The sequence below is a fragment of the Bradyrhizobium sp. BR2003 genome, assembly GCF_009720285.1.
Taxonomy (GTDB): domain Bacteria; phylum Pseudomonadota; class Alphaproteobacteria; order Rhizobiales; family Xanthobacteraceae; genus Bradyrhizobium; species Bradyrhizobium elkanii.
In genome coordinates this window covers 64,671-89,579 of record NZ_SMYJ01000028.1, presented here as the reverse complement: position 1 = coordinate 89,579, position 24,909 = coordinate 64,671, and the positions used below count along the sequence as shown (strand labels likewise).

Genomic DNA, 24,909 nt, shown 5'->3' with positions numbered 1-24,909 from the left:
GCAATCAACGATGCGAGGCTGAGATGGTCAAAGGTTCCGATTTGCTGGTCGCGGCCCTCGAGAATGAGGGCGTGGAGCGGGTGTTCGGCGTCCCCGGCGAGGAGAATCTCGACGTCGTCGAGAGCCTGCGCAAATCCTCGATCAAACTGATCGTCACGCGCCACGAGCAGGCCGCGGCGTTCATGGCGGCGACCTATGGCCGGCTGACCGGTAAGCCCGGCGTCTGCATGACGACGCTCGGTCCCGGCGCGCTCAACTTGACCACCGGCGCCGCCTACGCGCTGCTCGGCGCGATGCCGATGGTGATGCTGACGGGACAGAAGGGCATTTTGAGCAGCCGGCAGGCCAAGTTCCAGATTGTCGACATCGTCAACACGTTTCGTCCGTTGACCAAGCTGTCGCTGCAGATCGTCAGCGGCGCGACCATTCCGACGCTGGTCCGTGATGCCTTCCGCATTGCGACGCAGGAACGGCCGGGGCCGGTGCTGCTCGAACTGCCGGAAGATATCGCAGGCGAGGAGATTGCGCCGGTCGAAATGATACCGCCGCATCCGATCGAGATTCCGATCGCACACGCGGCCGCGCTCGACCGCGCCGCCGACATGATCCTGAAGGCGCAGCGCCCGCTGATCATGCTTGGTGCGGCGGCATCGCGTCCGCGTTCGACCGCCGGGATCGGCGATTTCGTGCGGCGCACGAAAATCCCATTCTTCACGACGCAGATGGGCAAGGGCACGGTATCCGGCGGCACCAATCAGTATATGGGAACCGCTGCGCTGAGCGAGCGCGACTATGTGCACGAGGCGATCGACCGCGCCGACCTCATCATCGCGATCGGTCACGACACGGTCGAGAAGCCGCCCTTCATCATGGGTCCGAAGGGCCCGCAGGTGATCCATGTCAGCTACATGCCGGCAACGGTCGAGCAGGTCTATTTCCCGCAATGCGAGGTGATCGGCGACGTCGGTCCGAGCCTTGAGCTGCTGGCCGATCGGGTCGAGGGAAAGCTGCCGCATGCCAGCGCGCTGCTCAGCCTGCGCCAGGGCATTCTGGCGAAGATCACCGATCGCGCCACGGAGGGCCGCTGGCCGCCGACGCCGCAGCGCATCGTGCACGATGTGCGGCAGGTGATTCCGGAGGACGGCATCGTCGCGCTCGACAACGGCATGTACAAGATCTGGTTCGCGCGCAACTACCGCACGCTGCTCGCCAACTCGCTGCTGCTCGACAACGCGCTCGCGACCATGGGTGCCGGCCTGCCGTCGGCGATGATGGCGGCGATGCTGTATCCGAAGAATCGCGTGCTCGCGGTGTGCGGCGACGGCGGCTTCATGATGAACTCGCAGGAGATGGAGACCGCGGTTCGCCTCAAGCTCAATCTGGTGATCCTGATCCTCGAGGACTCCGCCTACGGCATGATCCGCTGGAAGCAGGCGGTCGATCATTTCCCGGATTTCGGCCTGACCTTCGGCAATCCGGATTTCATCAAATACGCCGAAAGCTACGGCGCCAAGGGTTCGCGGATCACGAGCACGGATGCGATCGTCCCGACCCTGGAACGGGCGTTTTCCGGCGGCGGCGTGCATCTCGTCGTGGCGCCGATCGACTATACCGAGAACAAGCGGGTGCTGGTCGACGAATTGCGCGAGAAGGTGCAGCAGATCGACGTCGAATAGCGGATTGTCGCTGACGGCACGGAACGAAATGCCCTCGGCTTGATTGAACGTCAGCCGCCATGGTAGCACGCCAAGATATCACGCAATGGCATCACCATTGCGCAGATAGTCGGCGATACCAGATCTGAGAGGTCACGTGACTGCACCAAATCCTGCCGCCGGCAAACCCATCGATCCCGCCTCGCTCGCCAATGTGCCGCGGCTGGTCACGGCCTATTTTGCCGGCAAGCCCGATGCCGCCGATCCCACCCAGCGGGTTGCGTTCGGCACCTCGGGCCATCGCGGCTCGTCGCTGAAGAATTCCTTCAACGAGGACCATATCCTCGCCACCACGCAGGCGATCTGCGATTACCGGCGCGAGAAGGGCCTCACCGGGCCGCTGTTCATCGGCATCGACACCCATGCGCTGGCTGAACCGGCGCTGGCCAGCGCGGTCGAGGTGTTCGCGGCGAACGGCGTCGAGATCATGATCGATGCGCAGGGCGGCTACACCCCGACGCCCGTGATCTCGCACGCGATCCTGAGCTACAATAAGGGCCGCAGCACGGGCCTCGCCGACGGTGTCGTCATCACGCCGTCACACAACCCGCCGGAGGACGGCGGCTACAAATACAATCCACCGCATGGCGGCCCGGCCGACACCGACGTCACCGCTGTGGTCGAGAAGAACGCCAATCGCTATATCGAGGCCGGCCTCAAAGGCGTCGCGCGGCTGCCCTATGATCGCGCGCGCAAGGCCGCGACCACGCATCTGCACGACTACATCACGCCCTATGTCGCCGATCTCGGCAACACCGTCGATCTCGCGCTGATCAAGTCTGCCGGCGTCAAGATCGGCATCGACCCGCTCGGCGGCGCGGCGGTGTACTACTGGCAGCCGATCATCGCGCGCTACGGCATCAACGCCACCGTCGTCAATGATGCCGTCGATCCGACCTTCCGCTTCATGACCGCGGACTGGGACGGCAAGATCCGGATGGACTGCTCGTCGCCTTATGCGATGGCGAGCCTGATCGGGATGCGCGACCGGTTCGACGTCGCCTTCGCCAATGACACCGACGCCGACCGCCACGGCATCGTGACCCGCTCGAACGGGTTGATGAATCCGAACCACTTCCTCGCCACTGCGATCGCCTATCTGTTCGCGCACCGGCCGCAATGGAGCAAGGATGCCGCGATCGGCAAGACCATCGTGTCGAGCTCGATCATCGATCGTGTGGCGAAGAAGCTGGACCGCAAGCTGGTCGAGACGCCGGTCGGCTTCAAATGGTTCGTCGACGGGCTGGGCAGCGGCGGCTTCGGCTTTGCCGGTGAGGAGAGTGCAGGCGCCTCGTTCCTGAAGCGCGACGGCTCGGTGTGGACCACCGACAAGGACGGCATCATCCTCGGCCTCTTGGCAGCCGAGATCATCGCCAAGACCGGCCGCGATCCGAGCGAATTGTTTGGCGAGCTGACCGCCGAACTCGGCGTTCCCTATTACGAGCGCATCGATGTGGCGGCGACGCCGAAGCAGAAGAACGCGCTGAAGGCGCTCGGGCCCGAGCAGCTCAACATGACGCAGCTCGCCGGCGATGTCGTGCGCGCGGTCAGGACCAAGGCGCCGGGCAACGACCAGCCGTTCGGCGGCATCAAGGTCGAGAGCGAGGCGGGTTGGTTCGCCGCGCGTCCCTCCGGGACCGAGGATGTCTACAAGATCTACGCCGAAAGCTTCCGCGGGCCGGATCATCTGAAGCAGATCCAGCGCGATGCGCAGGCCGCGATCGCCAAGGTGTTCTGAAAGGCGCGGGCCGGGCGGAATTCATGCGAATATTGTTGACCGGCTCCTCCGGCTGGCTCGGCCGTTTCCTCGCGCCGCGGCTTCGACAGGCCGGCCATGACGTGGTCGGCCTCGATGTCGTCCCGGGTGAGGCGACCGATGTCACAGGTTCGGTAGCCGAGCGATCGGTGGTCGAGCGCGTGTTCGCCGATCGTGGCATCGAGGCCGTGATCCATGGCGGCGCGCTGCACAAGCCTGATATCGCGCGGTTCGCGCCGCAGGCCTTTGTCGATGTCAACGTCACAGGCACGCTCAATTTGCTGCAGGCCGCAGTGGCTGCCGGCCACGACCGTTTCGTCTTCACCTCGACGACCTCGCTGATGATCTCGCAGGCGATCCGCGACGAGGAAGGCCATGCTGCGGTGTGGCTCGACGAGACGACAGGGCCGCTGGAGCCGCGCAACATCTACGGAGTTACAAAACTCGCCGCCGAAGGGCTGTGCCGCCTGTATAGCCGCGAGCACGGGCTGAACTGCGCGGTGCTGCGCACCAGCCGCTTCTTCCCCGAGGATGACGACACCATCCGCGACATCCATGGCGAGAACCTGAAGGCGACCGAGCTGCTGTACCGCCGCCTCACCGTCGAGGACGCCGCCGATGCCCATGTCGTGGCGCTGGACAAGATCCGCGGCTTTCAGGTCTTTGTGATCAGCGCGCCGACGCCGTTTGCGCGCCGCGATGTCGCTGACCTGAAGACCGATGCGGCGGGCGTGATCGCGCGCACCTTCCCCGACGCGCCGGCACTGTTCGCGCGGCGCGGCTGGCACCTGCCGAAATCGATCGGCCGGATCTACGACGCGAGCAAGGCCGAGCGCCTGCTCGGTTTCCGCGCCGGGACGGATTTCGCAGCGGTGCTCGGCGCCTTGCGCAGCGGTGCGCCGCTTCCCTTTGCGCACGATCCCGACTATGTCTCGCCGTCAACGAGGCTCGCAAATGGCTGATTTCCACGGCGTCTTTCCGTACCTGGTGTCCCCGGTCGATCCCGCCGGCCATGTCCGCACCGAGGTGCTGGGCCGGCTCTGCGACGATCTGGTCAAGGCCGGCGTCCACGGCTTGACGCCGCTCGGCTCGACCGGCGAGTTCGCCTATCTCAACAATGCGCAGCGCATGCAGGTGGTGCAGACCACGATCGAGGCCGCGCAGGGCCGCGTGCCCGTGGTCGCCGGCGTCGCCTCGACCTCGACGGCGGATGCGGTGGCGCAGGCCAAGGCCTACCAGAAGCGCGGCGCGACCGGCATCCTCGCGATCCTGGAGGCCTATTTCCCGGTCGCCGATGCGCAGGTCGAATCCTATTTCCGCGCCATCGCCGATGCCGTCGACATTCCGATCGTGATCTACACCAATCCGAATTTCCAGCGTTCCGACCTCACGCTCGACGTCATCGCGCGGCTCGCCGAGCATCCGCGCATCGGATACATCAAGGACGCCTCGACCAATACCGGGCGGCTGCTGTCGATCATGAACCGCTGCGGCGACAGCCTGAAAGTGTTCTCGGCCTCGGCCCATATTCCGGCCGCGGTGATGCTGATCGGCGGCCATGGCTGGATGGCCGGCCCGGCCTGCATCATCCCGCGGCAGAGCGTCGAGCTCTACAATCTGTGCCGCCGCACCCGCTGGGACGAGGCGATGACCCTGCAGCGCAAGCTGTGGCGCATCAACGAGGCATTTGCCCGCTTCAACCTCGCCGCCTGCATCAAGGCCGGGCTCGCGAGCCAGGGCTACGATGTCGGCGACCCCGTGCCGCCGCAGGCGCCGCTCACGGCCGAGCAGCGCAAGGTGGTCGAGGCGGCGTTGCGCGATCTGGCCTGAAGCCGTCGGGGGCTGCGCGGCAAAATGCCGGGCAATCCGCCTCCGCTATGCCGGAAACCTCCGCTTGGTCAGCGCGTTTGTTGCGTGGAGCACAGCAATGAATCGGCGTACCGTCCTTGTCCTGGCCGTGATTGCGGCCGTTCTGCTGATATTCGCGGCCGGCAGCATCCGTCAGGCGCCGTGGAGCGGCCCGGCTGCCCGCGCGGTCGCCGAGCGTGGCGCGCTGTCGGATGCCGAAAAGGCCAATGTCGAGATCTTCGAGAAGGTCTCGCCGTCGGTCGTGCAGGTGGTGACGCAAACCGCCGCCAATCCGCTGAGCGAGGAGCAGGAGGGCGGCGCGGCGTCGGGCACCGGCATTGTCTGGGACAATGACGGCCACGTCGTCACCAACAACCATGTGGTGCAGAACTCAAGCCAGGTCGCGATCCGCTTTGCCTCCGGCGAAGCGGTACGCGCCGAAATCGTCGGCACGGCGCCGAACTACGATCTGGCCGTGCTGCGCATCCGCAGCGCGCGCAAGCTGCCGCCGTCGTTGGCGCTCGGCAGCTCGGCCGATCTCAAGGTCGGCCAGTTTGCCTATGCGACCGGCAACCCGTTCGGGCTCGATCAATCGATGTCGAGCGGCATCATCAGTGCGCTCAAGCGCCGGCTGCCGACCTCGAGCGGTCGCGAGATCTCCAACGTGATCCAGACCGACACCGCGATCAATCCGGGCAATTCGGGCGGCCCGTTGCTCGATTCCGCCGGCCGGCTGATCGGCGTGACCACGGCGATCCTGTCGCCGTCGGGCTCGAATGCCGGCATCGGCTTCGCGATCCCGGTCGACATCGTCAATCGCGTGGTGCCCGAGCTGATCCGCAACGGCCGCGTGCCGACGCCGGGAATCGGCATCGTGACCGCGAATGAGGCGGTCGCCACCCGTATCGGTGCCGAAGGATTGATCGTGGTGCGCACGACACCGGGGTCGCCGGCCGAGCGCGCCGGGATACGCGGCGTCGACATGTCGACCGGTGAGCTCGGCGACGTGATCACCGCGGTCGACGGCAAGCCGGTGCATCGGCTCTCCGATCTGGCCGACCAGCTCGAGCAGATCGGGGTCGGCAAGAAGGTGCGGCTCAGCGTGAGCCGCGACGGCTCGGCGCGCGATGTCGAGGTCGCCATCGTCGATATCGGCCGGGCGCAATAATGTCGTCACTGTCCTGACCCGTGTCACCGGATTGTGCTTTCGCGCGCCGCGCGACGAGGCGCCTGTCCTCTGGCCGGCGCGTGGTTGTCAGGCCGCCAAAATCCGCTAAAACCCCCGCCAAATTCTCTGGAAATTCTTGGAAGCTCGAAGGACCCTCTGATGAACATTCTTCCCGGCAATATGCGTTTTGGTGCGGGCCAGCCAGTCAAGCGTCTGGAGGACCAGCGGCTGGTCACCGGGAAGGGGCATTTCATCGACGACAAGCCGCAGGACGGCGCGCTGTGGCTGCACGTGCTGCGCTCGCCGCACGCCCACGCCAACATCAAGTCGATCGACGCCAAGGCGGCGCTGGAGATGCCCGGCGTCAAGGCCGTCTATACCGGCGCCGACCTCGTCAAGGACGATATCGGCACGCTGCCGACGCTTGCGATCTTCAAGCGGCCCGACGGCTCGCCGATGACCGTGCCGCCGCGGCGCCTGCTGGCGCATGAGGTGGTGCGTTACGCGGGCGAGGGCGTCGCGGCCGTGGTCGCGACCTCGCGCGTGCTGGCGCAGACCGCGGCCGAAGCGATCGAGATCGATTACGAGGTGTTGCCCTCGGTGGTCGATCCGGTCGAGGCGATCAAGCCGGGCGCGCCGGCGGTCTGGCCGGAGGCGCCCGACAACATCGTGGCCGCGATGAGCTATGGCGATGCCGCCAAGGTCGAGGAAGCCTTCGCCAATGCCGCGCACAAGGTATCGCTCGACCTGGTCAGCCAGCGCCTGGTGCCGTCGGCGATGGAGCCGCGCTCGACCATTGCCGAGATCGAGAAGAAGACCGGGCGGCTGATCCTCCACGTGCAATCGCAGACCCCGGGCTCGACCCGCGATCTGCTGGCGGAATCGATCTTGAAGCGGCCGAAGGACAGCGTACGCGTGCTCGTCGGCGACATCGGCGGCGGCTTCGGCCAGAAAACGAGCTTGTACCCCGAAGACGGCATCGTCGCCTATGCCGCAACCAAGCTGAATGAGAAGATCCGCTGGCGCGGCGACCGCACCGACGAGTTCGTCGGTGGTACCCATGGCCGCGACCTGACTTCGACCGGCGAGTTCGCGCTCGACGCCAAGGGCCGCGTGCTGGCCTATCGGGTGCGCTCGATCGGCGGCACCGGCGCCTATTCGTCGGGCACCGCCAACATCATTCCGCTGGTGCTCGGCCCGTTCGTGCAAACCGGCGTCTACGATCTGCCGCTGGTGCATTTCGAGGTGAAGTCGGTGATGACCCACACCGCGCCGGTCGGCGCCTATCGCGGCGCCGGCAGGCCCGAGGCGGTGTTCATCGTCGAACGGCTGTTCGATGCGGCCGCGCGCCAGATCGGCATGGACCCGCGCACCATCCGCAAGGTCAACTACATCAAGCCGGCGCAGCTGCCCTACACCAATGCGGTCGGGCAGGTGTACGATTCCGGTGCCTTCGCGCATATGCTGGAGCGCGCATCCGATTTGGCCGACTGGAACGGCTTTGCCGCGCGCAAGAAGGCGGCGAAGAAGAAGGGCCTGCTCTACGGCCGCGGCCTGACCAGCTACATCGAGTGGACCGGCGGCCGCGCCCACACCGAGAAGGTCTCGCTGCATGCCACCGCCGAGGGCCGCGTGATCCTCTGGTCCGGTACGATGGCGATGGGGCAGGGCCTCGCGACCACTTACACCCAGATGGTTGCCGATACGCTCGGCATCGCCATGGACAAGATCGACGTCGTCCAGGGCGACACCGACCTCGCCACCGGCTTCGGCAGCGTCGGCTCGCGCTCGCTGTTCGTCGGCGGCACCGCGGTTGCGGTCTCGACCAACGACATGATCAACAAGGCGCGCGACAAGGCCTCCAATTTGCTGGAAGCCTCCGTCGAGGACATCGAGTATCGCGACGGCTTCCTCACGGTGGTCGGCACCGACAGGCGCATCAGCCTGTTCGAGATCGCGGCCAAGGAAAGCGGCGCAAAGCTCTCGGTCGAGAGCGAGGGCAATGTCGACGGGCCGAGCTGGCCGAACGGCACCCATATCTGCGAGGTCGAGATCGATCCCGAGACCGGCGTCACGCGGGTGGTGCGCTACACCACGGTCGACGACGTCGGCGTCGCGGTCAATCCGATGCTGGTGGCGGGGCAGGTGCATGGCGGCGTTGTCCAGGGCATCGGCCAAGCGCTGTATGAAGGCGTGGCCTACAGCGAAGAAGGCCAGCTGCTGACCGCGAGCTATCAGGATTATTGCATCCCGCGCGCGGACGACATTCCGCCGATCACGGTGACGCTCGATGGCTCCGCGCCGTGCAAGACCAATCCGCTGGGCGCCAAGGGCTGCGGCGAGTCCGGCGCGATCGGCGGCCCGCCCTGCATCACCAACGGCGTGATGGATGCGCTGAGCGAAGTCGGGATCACCCAGCTCAATACGCCGCTGACGCCGGCCAAGATCTGGCAGGCGATCCAGGACGCGAAGGTGGGGGCGGCATAGGGCTCTCCGATGTCATTCCGGGGCGATGCGAAGCATCGAACCCGGAATCTCGAGGTTCCGGGTTCATCGCTCTGCGATGCCCCGGAACGACGGTGCCCTACAGCCCCAACACCATCTTCGCGATGATGTCGCGCTGAATCTCGGACGAGCCGCCGAAGATCGTATAGGCGCGGCCGTTGAGATATTCCGGCACCACCGGCAGCAGTTCTTCGGGGATCGCCGGCTCGTGGTTGAGCCGGTAGAACGGCCGCGCCGGCTCGACCGCAAGCCCGTCCTGGCCGATCACGTCGACGCCGAGCCGCGTCACCGCCTGACGGATCTCGCTGACGCGGAGCTTGATCAGCGACGACACCGCGCCCGGATTCTGCCCGGTCTGCAGCGCCGACAGCACCCTGAGCTCGGTCATCTCGAGCGCATCGATATCGACCTCGGCCTCCGACATCCGGATCGCGATATCGGGATCCTCGATGGCGCGGCCGGTGACGTCGGAGCCCGCGAGATCGGAGATTGTTTTCAGCGCCTCGCGTAGCTTGGCCGACGCGATGCCGGAGCCGCGCTCGAATTCGAGCAGATATTTGCCGCAGGTCCAGCCCTTGCCTTCCTCGCCGACGCGGTTGGCGACGGGGACGCGGACGTCGTCGAAGAACACCTGGTTGACCTCGTGGTCGCCGCCGATGGTCAGGATCGGGCGCGTGGTGATGCCCGGCGTCTTCATGTCGATGAGAATGAAGCTGATGCCGTCCTGCTGCCGTGCGCCGTCGCTGGTGCGCACCAGCGCGAACATGCGGTTGGCGTGATGCGCATGCGTGGTCCAGATCTTGGTGCCGTTGATGATGTAGTCGTCGCCGTCGCGCACCGCGCGGGTCTTCAGTGAGGCGAGGTCGGAGCCGGAGCCCGGCTCGGAATAGCCCTGGCACCAGTAATCCTCGCCGGAGAGGATTCGCGGGAGGTAGAAGTTCTGCTGCTCGGGCGAGCCGAACCCGATGATGACGGGGCCGACCATCTTCACCCCCATCACGTTGACATTGGGCACGCCGGCGCGGGCGCACTCGGCCTCGAAGATCCAGCGCTGCGCCGGCGTCCAGTCTGGTCCGCCATGCTCCACCGGCCAGCCCGGCGCACCCCAGCCCTTTTTGTGCAACGCGCGTTGCCAGGCCATGCCGATATCGGGGTCGGAGAACACCGACGGCGTCAGCGCTGTGGCGCGCTTCATCTCCGGCGTGAGGCTTCCGGCAATGAAATCGCGGACTTCCTGCTCGAACGCGCGTTCCTCGGCGCTGAAGGTGAGATCCATGGTGCGCTCTCCGTTAGGCGTGGGCGCGGCCGCTGAGCGCGGCGTGGCGGCGATAGTGATGGGCGCTGTTGCCGAACAGCGTGTCGAAGGCGAGCAGCCGCTTGAAATAGGCGCCGATGTCGAGCTCCTCGGTGACGCCCATCGCGCCGTGCAGCTGCACCGCCTGCTCGGCGACGAAGCGCGCGCATTTGCCGATCTTCGCCTTGGCGCCGGACGCCGCACGGCTGCGGGCCACAGGCTCGGCATTGGCCATCAGCGCGGCGCGCAACGCCATCGAGCGCGCCTCGTCGACCTGCATCGCCACGTCCGCGAGGCGATGGCGGATCACCTGGTTGGCCGATAGCGGTCGGCCGAACTGCTTGCGGATTTTGGTGTATTCGAGCGTGGTGTCGAGCAGCGTCTGCATGATGCCGACCGCCTCCGCGCCGAGCGCAGCCATCGCGCGGTCGACCACGGTTTCGATCGCGGGCAGCGCATCGCTGCCGTCGCCGAGCAGCGCATCGGCAGGCAACTGCACGTCCTTCAGATCGAGATTGCAGCCGCGCCCGCCGCCGAGCCGCGCGTAATCGCGCAAGGTGAGTCCGGGCGTTCCCGCCGGCACCAGGAACAGGCCCAGCTTGCCGGATGCACCATTGGCGTTGGCGATACGGGCCGAGGCGATGATCTGGTTGGCTGCAGCGCCGTCGAGCACGGCGATCTTGCTGCCGTTCAACCGCCAGCCATCGGCGGTCTTGCTGGCCGTGGTGTCGACATAACCGAGGTCGAAGCGCGCGGCGCGCTCCGAATGCGCGAAGGCGAGCGTGAGCGCGCCCTCGGCGATTTTGGGCAGGATCGCCTGCTTCTGTGCCTCGGTGCCGCATTCGGCGACCAGCGCGGCGCCGATCACGACCGTGGAGAGGAACGGCTCGGACACCAGCCCGCGGCCGAACGCTTCCATCAACAGTCCGATCTCGATCGCGCCGCCGCCGAGCCCGCCATGGGCTTCGCTGATCGGGAGCGCCAGCCAGCCGAGCTCGGCGAACTGTTTCCAGATTGCGGGCGAATAGCCCAGCGGATCGTTCGCCGCTTTCTTGCGATGCTCGGGGTTAAAGGTTTCCGCCACGAAGCGGTCGGCACTTTCGCGCAGCAGGCGCTGCTCGTCGCTGAGGGTGAGGTCCATCTGGCTGACTACACGTTGGCGGTTTTCTTGACGGAGGGATGCAGACCCGCGGGGTCCACCACCATGCCGAATTCCTGCAGGTTATGGGCGTGGCAGAGCTGATGCAGCGCGAAGGCCTGATCGATCGCGGCAGGCTGCCCCATGATGTCGATCGAGCGGTTCACCGCTTCCTTGGAAAGCTTCAGCGCAAAGGCGGGCTTTGCCGCGATCCGCCGCGCCAGCGCCAGCGTGAAGGACGAGAGATCGCCGCGCGGCACCACGTGATTGACCATGCCGAGGCGATGCGCCTCGTCGGCGCTCCAGACGTCGGCGGTGAACAGCATCTCCTTGGCCTTGCGCGCGCCGAGCTCCCAGGGATGCACGAACCATTCGACGCCGCAGACGCCCATCGTCACCACGGGGTCGCAGAACTCGGCATCGTTGCTGGCAACGATCAGGTCGCAGGCCCAGGCCAGCATCAGTCCGCCGGCAATGCACTTGCCGTGCACCTCCGCGATCGTCGGCTTGGCGAGATTGCGCCAGCGCCTTGTGATCTGCAGATAGATCTCCTGCTCGCGCGCGAAGCGGCCATGGGCGTTCGGCTCGGCGAAGCCGCCCCAATTTCCGACCGGCGGGAAATCGACACCCGCCTGGTTCTTGGCCCCTGGCCTGAGATCGTGACCGGCCGAGAAATGCGGGCCGTTGCCGGCGAGGATGATGACCTTGACCGCGTCGTCCTGCACCGCCCGGTCGAAGGCGGCGTTGAGGTCGTAGGTCATTTGCAGGTTCTGGGCGTTGCGAGCTTCGGGGCGGTTCATCACGATCCGCGTAATCGCAGGCTCGGGCCGTTCGACAACAATCGTCTCGAATTGTTCAGACGCCAATGGATCCTCCCGCGATCGATTTTTTGCCATGATGAACGGCGCGGGCAGGGATAGGCAAGCGTCATCATCCGCAAAAGAAGCCGCGAAATCCGCCGCACGGGATTATCCGGCGAAAATCTGTTAAGCTGACGCGGAATCCACCGGGGAGGACCATCTTCATGCGCAAGCTTTGGACCGTGCTCGCAGCGCTGGCGACATTGAGCCTGACCAACTGCGGCTACAACGCGATCCAGACCAGTGACGAGCAGGTCAAGTCGAGCTGGTCGGAGGTGGTGAACCAGTACCAGCGGCGCGCCGATCTCGTGCCGAACCTGGTCAATTCGGTGAAGGGCTTTGCGCAGCAGGAGAAGGACGTGCTGCTCGGCGTCACCAACGCGCGCGCCAAGGTCGGCAGCATCCAAGCCACGCCCGAGGTGCTCAACGACCCGGCCGCGTTCCAGAAGTTCACGCAGGCGCAGGGCGAATTGACCAGCGCGCTGTCGCGGCTGCTGGTCGTCACCGAAAATTATCCGCAGCTGAAATCGGACGCGCTGTTCCGCGACCTGATGGCGCAGCTCGAGGGCACCGAGAACCGCATCACGGTGGCGCGCAATCGCTACATCAAGGCGGTGCAGGACTACAACGTCGGCATCCGCACCTTCCCGAACAATCTGACCGCGATGGCGTTCGGCTACAAGGAGAAGCCCAACTTCACGGTCGACAATGAAAAGGAAATATCGACCGCGCCGAAGGTCGATTTCAATAATCCGTCACCGGCGCCGTCGAAATAACGCCCGCGTGCCCGCATCGCGATGACCGCCGCCCGCGTTATCCTGCTCGCCTTCCTGCTGGGCTTCGTGTGCCCGGCATGGGCCGAAGTCGCGGTGCCTCCGCTCACCGGCCGCGTCGTCGACCAGACCGGGACGCTGTCCGCCGGCGATATCGCTTCGCTGACCGACCGGCTGAAGGATCTGGAGACCCGCAAGGGCAGCCAGATCGCGGTCCTGATCGTGCCGACCACCGGCGAAGAAACCATCGAGCAGTTCTCGATCCGCGTGGCCGAGGCCTGGAAGATCGGGCGCAAGAAGGTCGACGACGGTGCGCTCCTTGTCGTCGCCAAGAACGACCGGCATTTGCGCATCGAGGTCGGCTACGGCCTCGAAGGCGTGCTGAGCGACGCCGTCACCCACCGCATCATCGACGAAGACATCACGCCGAAATTCAAGGCCGGCGATTTCGCCGGCGGCGTCTCGGCCGGCGTCGACCGGATGATCCGCCTGGTCAATGGCGAGCAATTGCCGGCACCGGAGCCCGAGCATTGGCAAGCGCCGAACCTGGTCGACCTCGCCAATCCGGTGACGATCTTTATCGTCATCATCGTGGCCGGCGTGTTGCGCGGGATACTGGGGCGGCTGTTGGGCTCGATCGCGACCGGTGGTGTCGTCGGCTTCTTCACCTGGATGGTGGCCGGCTCGCTCGCCACGGCATTCGTGGTCGGCCTGTTCGCCGCCGTGGCGGCGCTGATCTTCGGCGGATTGAACTTCGGCGGTCCGACGGCAGGCTCGGGACCGTACCGGCGCGGCGGCGGTTATTCCGGCGGCGGGGGCTGGAGCAGCGGCTCGAGCTCGAGCGATAGCGGCGGCTTCAGCGGCGGAGGCGGCAGCTTCGGCGGCGGCGGCGCCTCGGGGAGCTGGTAGCATGAGCATCAAGCGCATCGGCAAGCATCTGCTCGAACATCGCTGGAGGGTGCGGCGTGATTTTCCACCGCGCGTGCTCGACGCCATCGAGCGGGCGATCAAGGCCGGCGAGGCCACTCATTCCGGCCAGATCCGTTTCGTCGTCGAGGGCGCGCTCGACGGCGTGCCGCTGTTCCGCAACCAGCCTGCGCGGGAGCGCGCGCTCGACGTGTTCTCGCATTTGCGGATCTGGGACACCGATCACAACAATGGCGTCCTGATCTATCTGTTGCTCGCCGACCGCGATGTCGAGATCGTCGCCGACCGCGGCATCGACGCGAAGGTCGGCCATGCCGGCTGGGAGGCGATCTGCCGCGCGATGGAAACGGATTTTCGGGCAGGCCGCTTCGAGCAGGGCGTGATCAAGGGGATCGAGGCGGTGTCGCGCGAGCTGGCGAAATATTTTCCGCCTCCGGCCGGCCCGAATGAGCTGCCGGACAAGCCGGTGGTGATTTAGGGACTGAGTGGTCGGGTGCTCTTCATCCTCCCCCTCCAGGGGAGGATAAGAAGACCGCCGTTTACGCCTTCACCGACGGCCGCGCGGCGACGCGGTTGAACCAGGCGACGATGTTGGCGTTCGACTGGTCCAGCGGCTGGCCGACCTGGTTGCCGAAATCGAGCCAGCAATAGAGCAGCATGTCGGCGAGCGTGAAGCGTTTGCCGCAGATATAGTCGCGGCCGTCGGCCATCTGCCCGTTCAGCCACTTGATGCGGTTGGCGGCGATCATCTTCAGGCCGGGCGAGGCTTCGGGCGCAACGGGAATGCGCTTCTCGAAGAATTTCAGCGCTTCGCCGAAGCGGTAGCCGTTGGCGAGCGGCTCGGCAATGTTGAGATCGACGCGGCGCGTCCACATCCGGCATTCCGCGCGCTCTTCCGGCGTGGTGCCGATCATCGCGGGCGAGGGATGCTTCTCCTCGAGATATTCGCAGATCGCGGTGATCTCCGAGAGGTAGTTGCCGCAGTCCAGCTCGAGTGCCGGCATCTGGCCATGCGGATTGCGCTTCAGGTGTTCCGTCTCGCGGTTCTCGCCCTTGCGCAGGTCGACGGTCTGCTTGGGTATCTCGATGCCCTTCTCCGCCATGAACATGCGCACGATGCGCGGATTGGGTCCGATCGAGTCGTAAAGCTTCATGGTCCTCGCTCCCTGTTTTCTTCAGCGTTGTTGTTGCCGCTGTTGAACAGGCCGCGCGCGGATTTGTCAAATGTGAAGGTGCTCGCTCGCCCGAACGTCTTTGCGACCCGTTGGCTCGCAAGGACAGGGAAGGACTGAGCTCAATCGTCGAGCTTGTTGAGGTCGCGCACCGACTGCATGATCGGCTCGAAATTCGAGCGCGCATCGAGCGCGTCGAACAGTTGCGCGGTGTCCTCGAGCAGGCCGTGCGAGCGCTGCAGCGCGATCCACACATCGTCCTGCGGCGTATCGGACAGCCGGCCATGACCCGACAGCAGGATCTTCGAGTTGAGGCCCTTCAGCCGCTCCAGCGACTGGATGTAGTCGGCGATCGAGCCGGAGCCGAACACGCCGCCCATCACGCCGCCGGGCATCAGCGTGTCCGCGGCGAACAGCAGGCCCTTGTCCTGGTCGAACAGGGTGATGCAGGCCGAGGTGTGGCCGGGCGTGTACATCACGTTGAGGCGGAAATTGCCGAGATCGATCAGGTTGCCTTCCTCGAGCCAGATGTCGATATCGATCGGCACGTTCGGCTCGTTGAACATCTTGCGCAGCATCGAGAAATCGTCGCGCAGCATGATCTTGTTGGCGGCGAGCCGGTGCGCGGCGATATAGGCGCTGCCGTGGAAATGATAGGCCGCACCGATGTGGTCGAGATGCTCATGGCTCAGCACCACCATGTCGATCATCTCGGGCGTCACTCCGAGATGGTCGAGACAGGCAACGAGCGACGGATAATTACTCGACAATCCGACGTCGATCATGATGGTCCGCTTGCTGCCGCGCACCAGATAGGCATTCGCCGCACGGTTCTTGAAGCGGATCTGATAGACGTCGTCGGCGGCCTGGATCAGCGTTGCGACCTCGGCGTCGAACAGCGTCTTGAACGGGCTTGGCTTGCGGTCGCTCATGGGGTTGCCGCCGTCCGGTACGTGACCGCGTTGGATGCGCGCAGGCGCTTCGAGAGCGCATCCATCACCATCAGCGCAAACGCCGGCTGCTGGCTGACCAGATAGACGAAGCGGGCGTGGTTGATCCGCATCACCCGCGTTGCGGGCGCTGAGGCGATGGCGGTCGCCGAGCGCGCCGAGCCGTCGATCACGGCCATCTCGCCGAAGAACTCGCCCTTGCCGAGGCTGACGATGACAGTCTTGTTTCCGCGATCGATCTTGGCGATGTCGACCTTGCCGTCGAGCACGACAAACAGCTCGCGGCCGGTCGAGCCTTCCTCAAAGATGACGTCATCGACACCAAATTCCTTGATGCATTTCTCGATCGTCATGGCGCTCTCCTGCCTTCTGGCTGGAAGATGGCGGTATGTTAATCGGGAATGCGCCGCGCGCAAACGGAAGCGGCGCAGATTGCCGCAGGGCAGCATCGCCCAAATCCGGCCCGGAAAACTCCCTAAAATTTAGGTAATGGCGGAGCGGGGTAACCATTTCGCAAGCAATAAAAGTTACCGAATTGTCAACCTAGTCTGGAGACTTTGAACGTGAGTGAGCAGCAGAGCGAGCCGGTCAGCGGTCAAACCGGCGCCGAAATGGCGACGAAAAGCGAGCCCGTGACGGCCGCGACCGGTGTCGAAGCTCCCCGACTTGCGCCCGAGCAGGAAGAGACGTCGCCGAAGGCGGACGCGCCCCGGATGGACTCGTCCAAGATTGAACCCTCGAAGGTTGAACCGCCCAAGATCGAGCCCAAGCTCGAGTCCATGATCGAGCCGAAGGTCGAGGCCAAGGTCGAGCCGACCAATATGGACGTGCCCAAGGTCGAGACCGGCAAGCGGGAAGAGCCGCATTTTCCAGGCAAGCTGATGATCATGGCGCCGGGTGACCGTACCTGGGACCATGAGGCGACCGCATCCAGGCCGGGCGCCGAACAGGCGGCCACGGCGGCAGGCAAGCCGGCCGGCACGCGCCGGATCGGGGCGATGGCCGCGGTGATCGCGCTGGCGACCGTGGCCGGCGCCATCGGCGGTGCGCTCGCGAGCGCGGGGCTCGGCCATCTTGCCACCCCCGCCGTCGCCTCCGCGACGGATACGGCTGCCAGGGACACGGCGGCGAAGGAAGCGGCCGATGCCGCGCTCGCCCGGATCGAGTCCGAAATCGCCGCGCTGAAGGCCAGCGTGGAACAGACCGCCAAGGCTGGCCAAGCCCAGTTCAGCAAGGCCAGCGACCGGATCGAGAAGGTCGAGAAGGCCCAGGCAGAGCCGATGGCCAAGCTCAACAAGCTCAGCGAGGCGGTCGACAAGCTCCGCGCCACGCCGCAGACGACCGTCGCCGCGGCGACGCCCGCCCGCGAGGTCACGGGTTCGGTCCCCCCGGCGACTGCCGCGGCGGCGCCCGCCGCGCCCAGGCCCGAGGTCGGCCGCCTGCCGGTGGTCGACGGCTGGGCGCTGCGCGACGTCGGCAATGGCGGCGCGCTGATCGAGGGCCGCGGCGACATCTACGAGGTTTACGCCGGCGACCCCGTCCCGGGCCTCGGCCGTGTCGACGCCATCCGCAAGCAGGATGGGCGTTGGGTGGTCGTCACCAGCAAGGGCCTGATCGTTTCGCGCTGATTACGGAAACACGACGATACCAAGGCGCTTCACCGCGATGTGAAGCCCCTTTTTTCTTGAATAGGGTTTGCGCTGCGGTGTTAGTGGGGCATGAGCCGTGCGCTGAAATGCCTCCTGGTGATGTCCGTTCTGCTCGGTGGCGCCGTGCCTGTGCGTGCCGTGGAAGATCGCGCGCTGGAGCGCGGTACGGCGGTGATCGATCCCGCTCTCCTGCGCGAACTCGATCACGGCCGCCTCGGTCTCGGCCGGATGCTCGCGCCGGAGCGCTCCGCCGATGCGCCGCTGTCGAATCGCGATCTGTTCGGATTGCCTGCGATGGTGCCGGTGCGCGAGGCGCTGGATCGCGAATTCGATCGCTATGTCTCAAAACATAAGGCAAGCCTGCCGAATGAGAGCATCGGTGTCGGCGACAGCTTCGCGTTTCAGCTGTTCGACCGCGCTCTGTTTGACTCTCCCGATGTTCGGTTCTTGCTGTCAGGCATCGTCAACCGCATGGACCGCGCCTATGTGGCGCCGAAAGACTGCGGTGAAATCCGGCTGATCTACCGGCTGACCCGCACCGATGTGCTGCCGATCGGCGAGAACGCGGTGTCGCAGCGGCTGCCGATGACGCTGAACCTCGTGCTGAAGGCGAAGGGTGACGGCAACGACGCATCGCTCAGCTGCCGCGACATCGCGCGGCGCTGGCTCGCGACCGGCAGCGCACCGCCGGCGATGGAGAAACTGTTCGGCAAGGATGACCCGCTCGACCTGATCGACGTCCGCAATATCGATCGCATCGAGACCAATCTGCAGATCGCGCACGCGCCGAAATCCGCGGTGCGCGATTTCCGCACCGACTATCTGCTCAAGGTGTTCGATTATGACGGCGCGGCAAAGCGCTTTGCCGAGGCACCGCTGGAGAACCAGATCGATCGCGACCGCATTTTGGCGGACGAGGCGCTGAGGCGCGACTTCAAGGCGTGGCTGCTCGATCCCAAACATTTTGCCGATCTCGATCGCGGCACCTTGCTGATCCCCGATCGCTTCCTCGCGACCGCAGCGGTCGCACCGACGCCGACCGGTTTCGATGTCAGCGAACTGGAGCCCGAGTTCGGCATGGTTCAGGGCGAGGGCACGGCCGGCAACGCGGTGTTCTCGGATGGCGACGTCGTCGGCGCCCTGCAGAAGGCTGCGGCCGACGGAACGAAGCTTCAGAACATCCAGTCGCTGGCCGGCTTCGAGCGGCGCCTCAACGATGTGACCTGCGCGGGCTGCCACCAGACCCGCGGCATCGGCGGCTTCCATTTCCCCGGCGTCGACTGGATGGCGGCTAAGCCGTCGAACTCCACCGTGGTGCCGGCCTCGCCGCATTTCTTCGGCGACCAGCCTCGCCGCCGCGATATCCTTGCAAGCTTCCGCGACGGCAAGGCGCCGGACTTTTCGCGCGGCTTCTCCAACCGGCCGCAGCCGCGCGGCAGCACCGAGCTTGCCGGCACCGAATACAGCGACGGCTGGGGCGCGCACTGCTATCTGCCGGGCGCGACGCCGGCCGAGAGCGATCGCAGCTTCCGCGGCTGGACCTGCGCCGAGGGCCTCGCCTGCCAGGTGGCCGGGAAGGCCTCGCGCATCGGCATGTGCTTCGTGAAGGGCCGGTGATTTTCGCCGGAACCGAAGCGGCTGCGCGTCATTATTCGATGCTACATTCCACGTCGCGACCATATCCCGAACAGCCCAGCCTTGAGCGGAGACCGGCCGATGAGTGCTCCCGAGGACGACAAGCAGCGCGACCGCGAGATCGCGGCCAACGAGGCCGAGCGTCAGGCGGTCAGCGCCATCCGCGTCAGCAGCTGGGCGATCGGGCTCGCGGTCATCGTCGGCATCATTGCGGTTGCCCTGGTCTGGGCCTGGATGACTCGCTGAGCTTCCTTTGTAGCCCGGATGCAGCGAAGCGAAATCCGGGAACGGAGCATTCGCGGACGCAGTCGCCCCGGATTGCGCTTCGCTGCATCCGGGCTACTTGTCGCGTGACTACGCCACCGCGCCGGATGCGCGCAGCTTCTGGATTGTGGCCTCGTCGTAGCCGGCCTGGCGCAGGATCTCGTCGGAATGCTCGCCGACCTCGGGCGGCTTGCGCGGCTGCACCTTCCTCGCGCCGTCGATGAAGATCGGGCTGTTGACGGTCAGCATGGTGTCGTTCTCGAAGCGCACCAGAACCTCGTTCTCGATCATCTGCTTGTCGTTCGGGATGTCGTCGAGGATGCCGACGACGCCGAACACGAGACCGTTGCCGTCGAGGATCTTGCGCCATTCGGCGAGATCCTTGCCGGCGAACACCTCGTCGAAGATCTTGATCAGCTCGACCGAACGCGCATGGCGGTCGGCCTTGGTGGCGAAGCGCGCATCGGCGACGAGGTCCTCGCGGCCCATGCAGCGCGCCAGCGTCGGCCATTGCCGGTCTTCGTTGAGCAGCGACAGGATCAGCCAGCGGCCGTCCTTGCACTTGTAGTGGTTGGTGACCGCGTTCAGCGCCTCTTCGCGCGGCTTGCGCTTCTTGAACTTGGCGCCGGCGAGCTTGGCCTGCGCCAGCACGCCGTTGGCCCAGACGCCGTTGGCCATCAGATTGGTCGAGACGTGCGAGCCCTTGCCGGTCTTCTCGCGCTGGAACAGCGCGGTGACGATCGCGCCGTAGAACGCCATCGCGCAGGGGTGATCGCCCATGCCGGCGACCGAACGCGCCGGCGTGGTCTCCTCGTCGGCACGCACCAGATCCATCAGGCCGGAGCGGGCCCAGTAGGCGTTGGAGTCGAAGCCGGGCTTGTTGGCCTCTTCGCCCTTCTCGCCATAGCCCGTGAAGGAGGCGTAGATCAGCCGGTCGTTGAGATGGGCAAGATGGTCGTAGGTGATGCCGAGCTTCTGGCGTACCTGCGGCGGCATGTTGGTGATGAACACGTCGGCCTCGGCGACGAGCTTGTACAGCACCAGCTGCGCGTCGGGCTTGGTGAGGTCGAGCGCGAGGCTCTTCTTGTTGCGGGCTTCCAGCATCCACGCGAAATTGTGCTCGCTCGATGGATAGCCGGGCAGGTTGGGCAGATTGCGATAGGGGTCGCCGGCGCCCGGAGGCTCGATCTTGATGACGTCGGCGCCGAAGTCGGACAGAACGGTGGCGGCCGCGGGCGCCGCGATGAAGCTCGCGCAGTCCAGGACCTTGAGCCCGTCAAAAATGCCTTTTTCCATCGTGCCGTCGCTCCCGTGGCGCTTGTTGGTGTTTTTCCGGTAGCTGGAATTATCGCAAGCAATGATCCCGATCGAACCGCCATTTGACCCATCTGGGGGGCACGATGCAACGGCACTTTCTTACCCTCACTTTCACCCTCCCCTGGAGGGGGAGGGTCGACGCGAATGAAATGAGCGGCGGGGTGGGGTGAGGTGACGGTCTCTCCATTCGCATGGTGCCCGTGCGGAGAGATCACTCCACCCCGACTCACATTTCGCTTCGCTCAATGTGCGTCGACCCTCCAGGGGAGGGTGAAGTGTTACTCCACCCCCGCCATCAGCGCCGCATTGCCGCCCGCGGCGGCGGTGTTGATCGTGATCGTCTGCTCGGTGGCGAAGCGCGCGAGGTAATGCGGGCCGCCGGCCTTGGGGCCGGTGCCGGAGAGGCCGCTGCCGCCGAACGGCTGCACGCCGACCACGGCGCCGATCATGTTGCGGTTGACATAGATGTTGCCGACCTGGAGGCGGTCGATCACGTGCTCGATCGTGTCGTCGATGCGGGAATGGATGCCGAGCGTCAGCCCGAACCCGGTCGCCTCGATCGCGGTCAACACCTCGCCGAGCTTGTCGGCGCGGTAGCGCACGACGTGCAGGATCGGGCCGAACACCTCTTCCTTCAGCTGCCCGGCCGCCGACAGCTCGAAGATGTGCGGCGCGACGAAATTGCCTGATGGCGCCTCGCCGGCGAGATGCACCCGCGCCTCCTGCTTCATCCGCGCGATATGCGCATCGAGCCGCTGCTTGGCCTCGGCATCGATCACCGGTCCGATATGCGTCGACGGTTCGGAGGGATCGCCGATCTTCAATTCGCGCGCGGCGCCCGCGATCATCTCGATCATGCGGTCGGCGACGTCGTCCTGCACGAACAGCAGCCGCAGTGCCGAGCAGCGCTGGCCGGCGGAGCGGAACGCCGAGGTCACGACGTCGTCGGCGACCTGCTCCGGCAGCGCGGTGGCATCGACGATCATGGCATTGATGCCGCCGGTTTCCGCGATCAGCGGCACGATCGGGCCGTCCTTGGCGGCGAGCGTGCGGTTGATCGACCGCGCGACCTCCGTCGAGCCGGTGAAGACGACCCCGGCAATGGCGGAATTCGCCACCAGCGTGGCGCCGACCGCGCCGTCACCCTGGATCAGATGCAGCGCCGATGTCGGGACCCCGGCCTGATGCAGCAGGGCGACGGCTTCGGCTGCGATGCGCGGCGTCTGTTCGGCCGGCTTTGCGATCACCGCATTGCCCGCCATCAATGCCGCCGTCACCTGGCCGAGGAAGATCGCGAGCGGGAAATTCCACGGCGAGATCGCAACGAACGCACCGCGGCCGTGCAGCTCCAGCACATTGCTTTCGCCGGTCGGGCCCGGCATCGTCTCGCCTTCGCCGAACAGCTTTTGCCCCAGCGCGGCATAGTAGCGGCAGAAGTCGATCGCCTCGCGCACCTCGGAGAGGGCGTCGTCGAGGGTCTTGCCGCCCTCGCTTTGCAGCAAGGCGAGGAAGTGGGCGCGGCGCTGCTCGAGCAGGCCCGCGGCCTTGTCCAGGATCGCCGCACGTTTTGTGGCCGGCGTGGCGTTCCAGGCCTTGAAGCCATGTCGCGCGGCGATGACCGCGGCATTCGCCTGCTCGGTTGTTGAGGGGGTGATGGAAAGCGAAGCCTTGCGCTCGGCCGCGATCGCCGATTTCAGCGCGCCCAGCGCCTTGCGTTCGCCGAATTCGATGCCGTGCGAATTCTCGCGCTGCGGCCGATAAAGCTCGGCCGGCAACGGAATCGCGGCGTGCGACGCCTTGTCGTCGGCGCCGACGATCTCGGCCGGGCGGCGCAGCAGGTCCACGATGGACACGCGATTGTCGGCGGCCAGCGCCACGAAGGACGAGTTGGCGCCGTTCTCGAGCAGCCGCCGCACCAGATAGGCGAGCAAATCGCGGTGGCTGCCGACCGGCGCATAGGTCCGGTGGGCGATCTCGGGCCTGTCCTCGCCGAGCTGGGCGTAGAGCGCTTCGCCCATGCCGTGCAGCCGCTGGAATTCGAAGCTTGAGGGATCGTCGGCGAGTTCGAGGATGGTTGCGACCGTCAGCGCGTTGTGGGTGGCGAATTGCGGAAACAGCCGCGGCCGCAGCGCCAGCAGCTTGCGCGCGCAGGCGACGTAGTTCAGGTCGGTCATCGCCTTGCGGGTGAACACCGGATAGCCGTCGAGCCCGCGCTCCTGCGCGCGCTTGATCTCGGTGTCCCAATAGGCGCCCTTGACCAGGCGCACCATCATCCTGCGGTCCAGCGCGCGCGTCAGCGCATCGACATAGTCGATGACCTCGGCGGCGCGCTTCTGATAGGCCTGGATTGCAAGGCCAAAGCCGCTCCAGCCGGCGAGCGAGGGGTCGGCGAACGCGGCGGCGATGACGTCGAGCGACAGCTCCAGCCGGTCGGCCTCCTCGGCATCGACGGTGAAGTTGAGGTCGAACGCCTTGGCGCGGCGCGCGAGATCGATCAGCTGCGGCACCAGCTCGGTCATCACCCGCGCGTGGCTCACCGCCTCGAAGCGCGGGTGCAGCGCGGAGAGTTTCACCGAGATGCCGGGCCGGTCGGGCAGGGGCTGATCGCCGGCCGCCTTGCCGATCGCCTCGATGGCGCGGGCGTAGGATTCGAAATAGCGGTGGGCATCGTCGGCGGTGCGCGCACCCTCGCCGAGCATGTCGAACGAATAGCGCGAGCCGCGCGCGGTGTGCGATTGCGCGCGCGACAGCGCCGCCTCGATGGTCTCGCCGAGCACGAAATGGCTGCCCATCAGCCGCATCGCCTGCCGCGTCGCGGCGCGCACCGCCGGCGCACCGAGCCGCTTGGTCAGCCGCCCGATCGTGCCCTGCGGCGTCTCGCCGGGCTGGATCACGCGCGCCGACATGCCGAGCGCCCAGGCTGAGGCGTTGACCAGGAATGCGCTCGATCTGGTCTCGTGATTGACGAAGTCGCCCTGGCCGAGCTTGTCCTCGATGAACTGGTCGGCGGTGCGCGCGTCCGGGACCCGCAGCAGCGCCTCCGCCAGCACCATCAGCGCCAGCCCTTCCTTGGTCGACAGCGCGAACTCCCGCAGCATGTCCTCGACCCCGCCAAGCGGATCGTCATTGGCCCGGATCGCCTCGATCAGGCGGGTTGCGGTGCGGTCGATCCGCGCCTCCGCCTCCGCGCCGAGCCTCGCGTCCTGGCGCAGGTGGGCGGCGATGGCGGCGTCGTCAGGAGCGTAGGGCGCGCTGAACGGGGGCGGGAGCGGCGACGGGTCTGGCATGGCGGTTCCTTGAGATTGTGTGGGAACACGTACGCGCTAGCGAACCGTAGTTCGATAGACAAATTAGCAGATTTGCCTTAGAAAATCAGGATCAATTCAAGAGTTTCCGTAGATATGACAGAGATCGATAAGACTGACCGCAAAATCCTCTCGATCCTGCAAGGGGATGGCCGGATTGCCAATGTGGAATTGGCCGAGAGGATCGGCCTGTCGCCGACTTCGGTCGGCGAACGGCTGAAGCGGCTGCAGCGCGACGGCTTCGTCGAGGGCTATGGCGCGCGGCTCAATCCGCACCGGCTCGGGCTTGGTCTGCTGGTGTTTGTCGAGGTGCTGCTCGACAAGACCACGCCCGATGTATTCGAGAAGTTCGCCAGGGCGGTCCAGACCGCGCCGGAAGTGCTCGAATGTCACATGGTGGCCGGCGGCTTCGACTATCTGGTCAAGGCGCGGGTCGCCAACATGACCGCCTATCGCAGGTTTCTTGGCGAGACCCTGCTGGCGCTGCCGGGCGTGCGCGAGACGCGAACCTACGCGGTGATGGAGGAAGTCAAGCGCGACGCGCCGCTGCCGGTCAGCTGACATGCGCCCGGTCCGATCCACAGCCATGCGCCGGATGTCTTGGCATCGCGACGCACCCGCGATAATCCTGTG

The 24,909-nt window shown here is 65.9% G+C and carries 21 protein-coding genes; 13 read left to right on the top strand and 8 right to left on the bottom strand.

Annotated features, from left to right (window positions below; translation table 11 throughout):
• The first annotated feature begins 23 nt into the window (after positions 1-23).
• From E2I15_RS22810 to E2I15_RS22785, 6 genes are all read left to right on the top strand, one after another.
• The gene (locus E2I15_RS22810; RefSeq protein ID WP_137477981.1) at positions 24-1,676 is read left to right on the top strand and encodes an acetolactate synthase large subunit; all 1,653 of its coding nucleotides are present in this window, start codon (positions 24-26) and stop codon (positions 1,674-1,676) included.
• 136 nt (positions 1,677-1,812) lie between these two features.
• Positions 1,813-3,453, top strand: a complete 1,641-nt coding sequence (gene pgm / locus E2I15_RS22805) for a phosphoglucomutase (alpha-D-glucose-1,6-bisphosphate-dependent) (RefSeq protein WP_137477980.1) — start codon at positions 1,813-1,815, stop codon at positions 3,451-3,453.
• Between the two features lie 23 nt (positions 3,454-3,476).
• The gene (locus tag E2I15_RS22800; RefSeq protein WP_137477979.1) at positions 3,477-4,433 is read left to right on the top strand and encodes an NAD-dependent epimerase/dehydratase family protein; all 957 of its coding nucleotides are present in this window, start codon (positions 3,477-3,479) and stop codon (positions 4,431-4,433) included.
• On the top strand, positions 4,426-5,301 hold the full coding sequence (locus tag E2I15_RS22795; RefSeq protein WP_137477978.1) for a dihydrodipicolinate synthase family protein: 876 nt from the start codon (positions 4,426-4,428) through the stop codon (positions 5,299-5,301). Before E2I15_RS22800 ends, E2I15_RS22795 begins: the two co-directional genes overlap by 8 nt.
• Positions 5,302-5,398: 97 nt before the next feature.
• Complete coding sequence (locus E2I15_RS22790; RefSeq protein ID WP_137477977.1) at positions 5,399-6,487, top strand: S1C family serine protease; 1,089 nt, start codon at positions 5,399-5,401, stop codon at positions 6,485-6,487.
• 159 nt (positions 6,488-6,646) lie between these two features.
• The gene (locus E2I15_RS22785) at positions 6,647-8,974 is read left to right on the top strand and encodes a xanthine dehydrogenase family protein molybdopterin-binding subunit (RefSeq protein WP_137477976.1); all 2,328 of its coding nucleotides are present in this window, start codon (positions 6,647-6,649) and stop codon (positions 8,972-8,974) included.
• Positions 8,975-9,071: 97 nt separating this feature from the next.
• Here E2I15_RS22785 and E2I15_RS22780 read toward each other — a convergent pair whose 3' ends face one another.
• Genes E2I15_RS22780 through E2I15_RS22770 form a run of 3 tightly spaced genes read right to left on the bottom strand, consistent with a single transcriptional unit; the run spans position 9,072 to position 12,320 of the window.
• Entirely contained in the window at positions 9,072-10,268 is a 1,197-nt protein-coding gene (locus tag E2I15_RS22780; protein WP_137477975.1) for an acyl-CoA dehydrogenase family protein, read from the bottom strand.
• 13 nt (positions 10,269-10,281) lie between these two features.
• Entirely contained in the window at positions 10,282-11,427 is a 1,146-nt protein-coding gene (locus E2I15_RS22775; RefSeq protein ID WP_137477974.1) for an acyl-CoA dehydrogenase family protein, read from the bottom strand.
• An 8-nt stretch (positions 11,428-11,435) separates the two neighbouring features.
• The gene (locus E2I15_RS22770) at positions 11,436-12,320 is read right to left on the bottom strand and encodes an enoyl-CoA hydratase (RefSeq protein WP_137477973.1); all 885 of its coding nucleotides are present in this window, start codon (positions 12,318-12,320) and stop codon (positions 11,436-11,438) included.
• A gap of 128 nt (positions 12,321-12,448) precedes the next feature.
• Between E2I15_RS22770 and E2I15_RS22765 the strand changes: the two genes are divergently transcribed.
• Genes E2I15_RS22765 through E2I15_RS22755 form a run of 3 tightly spaced genes read left to right on the top strand, consistent with a single transcriptional unit; the run spans position 12,449 to position 14,462 of the window.
• Positions 12,449-13,060: a LemA family protein gene (locus E2I15_RS22765; RefSeq protein ID WP_137477972.1), complete on the top strand. Its 612-nt coding sequence runs from the start codon at positions 12,449-12,451 to the stop codon at positions 13,058-13,060.
• A gap of 21 nt (positions 13,061-13,081) precedes the next feature.
• Entirely contained in the window at positions 13,082-13,966 is an 885-nt protein-coding gene (locus tag E2I15_RS22760) for a TPM domain-containing protein (protein WP_137477971.1), read from the top strand.
• A gap of 1 nt (position 13,967) precedes the next feature.
• Positions 13,968-14,462, top strand: coding sequence for a TPM domain-containing protein (locus E2I15_RS22755; protein WP_137477970.1), 495 nt, complete (start codon positions 13,968-13,970; stop codon positions 14,460-14,462).
• Positions 14,463-14,523: 61 nt separating this feature from the next.
• Here the strand turns inward: E2I15_RS22755 and E2I15_RS22750 are convergent, their stop codons facing one another.
• From E2I15_RS22750 to E2I15_RS22740, 3 genes are all read right to left on the bottom strand, one after another.
• Complete coding sequence (locus tag E2I15_RS22750) at positions 14,524-15,138, bottom strand: glutathione S-transferase family protein (RefSeq protein WP_137477969.1); 615 nt, start codon at positions 15,136-15,138, stop codon at positions 14,524-14,526.
• Between the two features lie 140 nt (positions 15,139-15,278).
• Positions 15,279-16,088: an MBL fold metallo-hydrolase gene (locus E2I15_RS22745; RefSeq protein ID WP_137477968.1), complete on the bottom strand. Its 810-nt coding sequence runs from the start codon at positions 16,086-16,088 to the stop codon at positions 15,279-15,281.
• Positions 16,085-16,459: a Crp/Fnr family transcriptional regulator gene (locus tag E2I15_RS22740; RefSeq protein ID WP_018273297.1), complete on the bottom strand. Its 375-nt coding sequence runs from the start codon at positions 16,457-16,459 to the stop codon at positions 16,085-16,087. Before E2I15_RS22740 ends, E2I15_RS22745 begins: the two co-directional genes overlap by 4 nt.
• Before the next feature lie 204 nt (positions 16,460-16,663).
• On the opposite strand from E2I15_RS22740, the gene E2I15_RS22735 reads away from it, so the two are divergent.
• The 3 genes from E2I15_RS22735 to E2I15_RS38850 all read left to right on the top strand — a co-directional run bounded on the left by E2I15_RS22735 (position 16,664) and on the right by E2I15_RS38850 (position 19,636).
• On the top strand, positions 16,664-17,734 hold the full coding sequence (locus E2I15_RS22735; RefSeq protein WP_137477967.1) for a hypothetical protein: 1,071 nt from the start codon (positions 16,664-16,666) through the stop codon (positions 17,732-17,734).
• A gap of 90 nt (positions 17,735-17,824) precedes the next feature.
• Positions 17,825-19,372 (top strand): hypothetical protein, encoded by a 1,548-nt coding sequence (locus E2I15_RS22730; RefSeq protein WP_137477966.1) that lies wholly within the window; start codon positions 17,825-17,827, stop codon positions 19,370-19,372.
• A gap of 99 nt (positions 19,373-19,471) precedes the next feature.
• Positions 19,472-19,636: a hypothetical protein gene (locus E2I15_RS38850; RefSeq protein WP_170991453.1), complete on the top strand. Its 165-nt coding sequence runs from the start codon at positions 19,472-19,474 to the stop codon at positions 19,634-19,636.
• Positions 19,637-19,744: 108 nt separating this feature from the next.
• Here the strand turns inward: E2I15_RS38850 and E2I15_RS22725 are convergent, their stop codons facing one another.
• Both E2I15_RS22725 and putA read right to left on the bottom strand, forming a co-directional pair.
• Positions 19,745-20,950: a CaiB/BaiF CoA transferase family protein gene (locus E2I15_RS22725; protein ID WP_137477965.1), complete on the bottom strand. Its 1,206-nt coding sequence runs from the start codon at positions 20,948-20,950 to the stop codon at positions 19,745-19,747.
• Positions 20,951-21,249: 299 nt separating this feature from the next.
• A complete protein-coding gene (putA, locus tag E2I15_RS22720; protein WP_137477964.1) occupies positions 21,250-24,258 on the bottom strand; it encodes a bifunctional proline dehydrogenase/L-glutamate gamma-semialdehyde dehydrogenase PutA in 3,009 nt (1,002 codons plus the stop codon).
• A gap of 114 nt (positions 24,259-24,372) precedes the next feature.
• Between putA and E2I15_RS22715 the strand changes: the two genes are divergently transcribed.
• Positions 24,373-24,837 carry an Lrp/AsnC ligand binding domain-containing protein gene (locus E2I15_RS22715; RefSeq protein WP_137477963.1) on the top strand — a complete coding sequence of 155 codons (465 nt, stop codon included), beginning with the start codon at positions 24,373-24,375 and terminating at the stop codon, positions 24,835-24,837.
• Positions 24,838-24,909: the final 72 nt, after the last annotated feature.

What these genes read in the sequence shown, in the direction of transcription:
- E2I15_RS22810 (WP_137477981.1), top strand. Translation starts at nt 24, where the DNA reads ATGGTCAAAGGTTCCGATTTGCTGGTCGCGGCCCTCGAGAATGAGGGC.
- E2I15_RS22800 (WP_137477979.1), top strand. Translation starts at nt 3,477, where the DNA reads ATGCGAATATTGTTGACCGGCTCCTCCGGCTGGCTCGGCCGTTTCCTC.
- E2I15_RS22795 (WP_137477978.1), top strand. Translation starts at nt 4,426, where the DNA reads ATGGCTGATTTCCACGGCGTCTTTCCGTACCTGGTGTCCCCGGTCGAT.
- E2I15_RS22790 (WP_137477977.1), top strand. Translation starts at nt 5,399, where the DNA reads ATGAATCGGCGTACCGTCCTTGTCCTGGCCGTGATTGCGGCCGTTCTG.
- E2I15_RS22785 (WP_137477976.1), top strand. Translation starts at nt 6,647, where the DNA reads ATGAACATTCTTCCCGGCAATATGCGTTTTGGTGCGGGCCAGCCAGTC.
- E2I15_RS22780 (WP_137477975.1), bottom strand. Translation starts at nt 10,268, where the DNA reads ATGGATCTCACCTTCAGCGCCGAGGAACGCGCGTTCGAGCAGGAAGTC.
- E2I15_RS22775 (WP_137477974.1), bottom strand. Translation starts at nt 11,427, where the DNA reads ATGGACCTCACCCTCAGCGACGAGCAGCGCCTGCTGCGCGAAAGTGCC.
- E2I15_RS22770 (WP_137477973.1), bottom strand. Translation starts at nt 12,320, where the DNA reads ATGGCAAAAAATCGATCGCGGGAGGATCCATTGGCGTCTGAACAATTC.
- E2I15_RS22765 (WP_137477972.1), top strand. Translation starts at nt 12,449, where the DNA reads ATGCGCAAGCTTTGGACCGTGCTCGCAGCGCTGGCGACATTGAGCCTG.
- E2I15_RS22760 (WP_137477971.1), top strand. Translation starts at nt 13,082, where the DNA reads ATGACCGCCGCCCGCGTTATCCTGCTCGCCTTCCTGCTGGGCTTCGTG.
- E2I15_RS22755 (WP_137477970.1), top strand. Translation starts at nt 13,968, where the DNA reads ATGAGCATCAAGCGCATCGGCAAGCATCTGCTCGAACATCGCTGGAGG.
- E2I15_RS22750 (WP_137477969.1), bottom strand. Translation starts at nt 15,138, where the DNA reads ATGAAGCTTTACGACTCGATCGGACCCAATCCGCGCATCGTGCGCATG.
- E2I15_RS22745 (WP_137477968.1), bottom strand. Translation starts at nt 16,088, where the DNA reads ATGAGCGACCGCAAGCCAAGCCCGTTCAAGACGCTGTTCGACGCCGAG.
- E2I15_RS22740 (WP_018273297.1), bottom strand. Translation starts at nt 16,459, where the DNA reads ATGACGATCGAGAAATGCATCAAGGAATTTGGTGTCGATGACGTCATC.
- E2I15_RS22730 (WP_137477966.1), top strand. Translation starts at nt 17,825, where the DNA reads ATGAGCCGTGCGCTGAAATGCCTCCTGGTGATGTCCGTTCTGCTCGGT.
- E2I15_RS38850 (WP_170991453.1), top strand. Translation starts at nt 19,472, where the DNA reads ATGAGTGCTCCCGAGGACGACAAGCAGCGCGACCGCGAGATCGCGGCC.
- E2I15_RS22725 (WP_137477965.1), bottom strand. Translation starts at nt 20,950, where the DNA reads ATGGAAAAAGGCATTTTTGACGGGCTCAAGGTCCTGGACTGCGCGAGC.
- putA (WP_137477964.1), bottom strand. Translation starts at nt 24,258, where the DNA reads ATGCCAGACCCGTCGCCGCTCCCGCCCCCGTTCAGCGCGCCCTACGCT.
- E2I15_RS22715 (WP_137477963.1), top strand. Translation starts at nt 24,373, where the DNA reads ATGACAGAGATCGATAAGACTGACCGCAAAATCCTCTCGATCCTGCAA.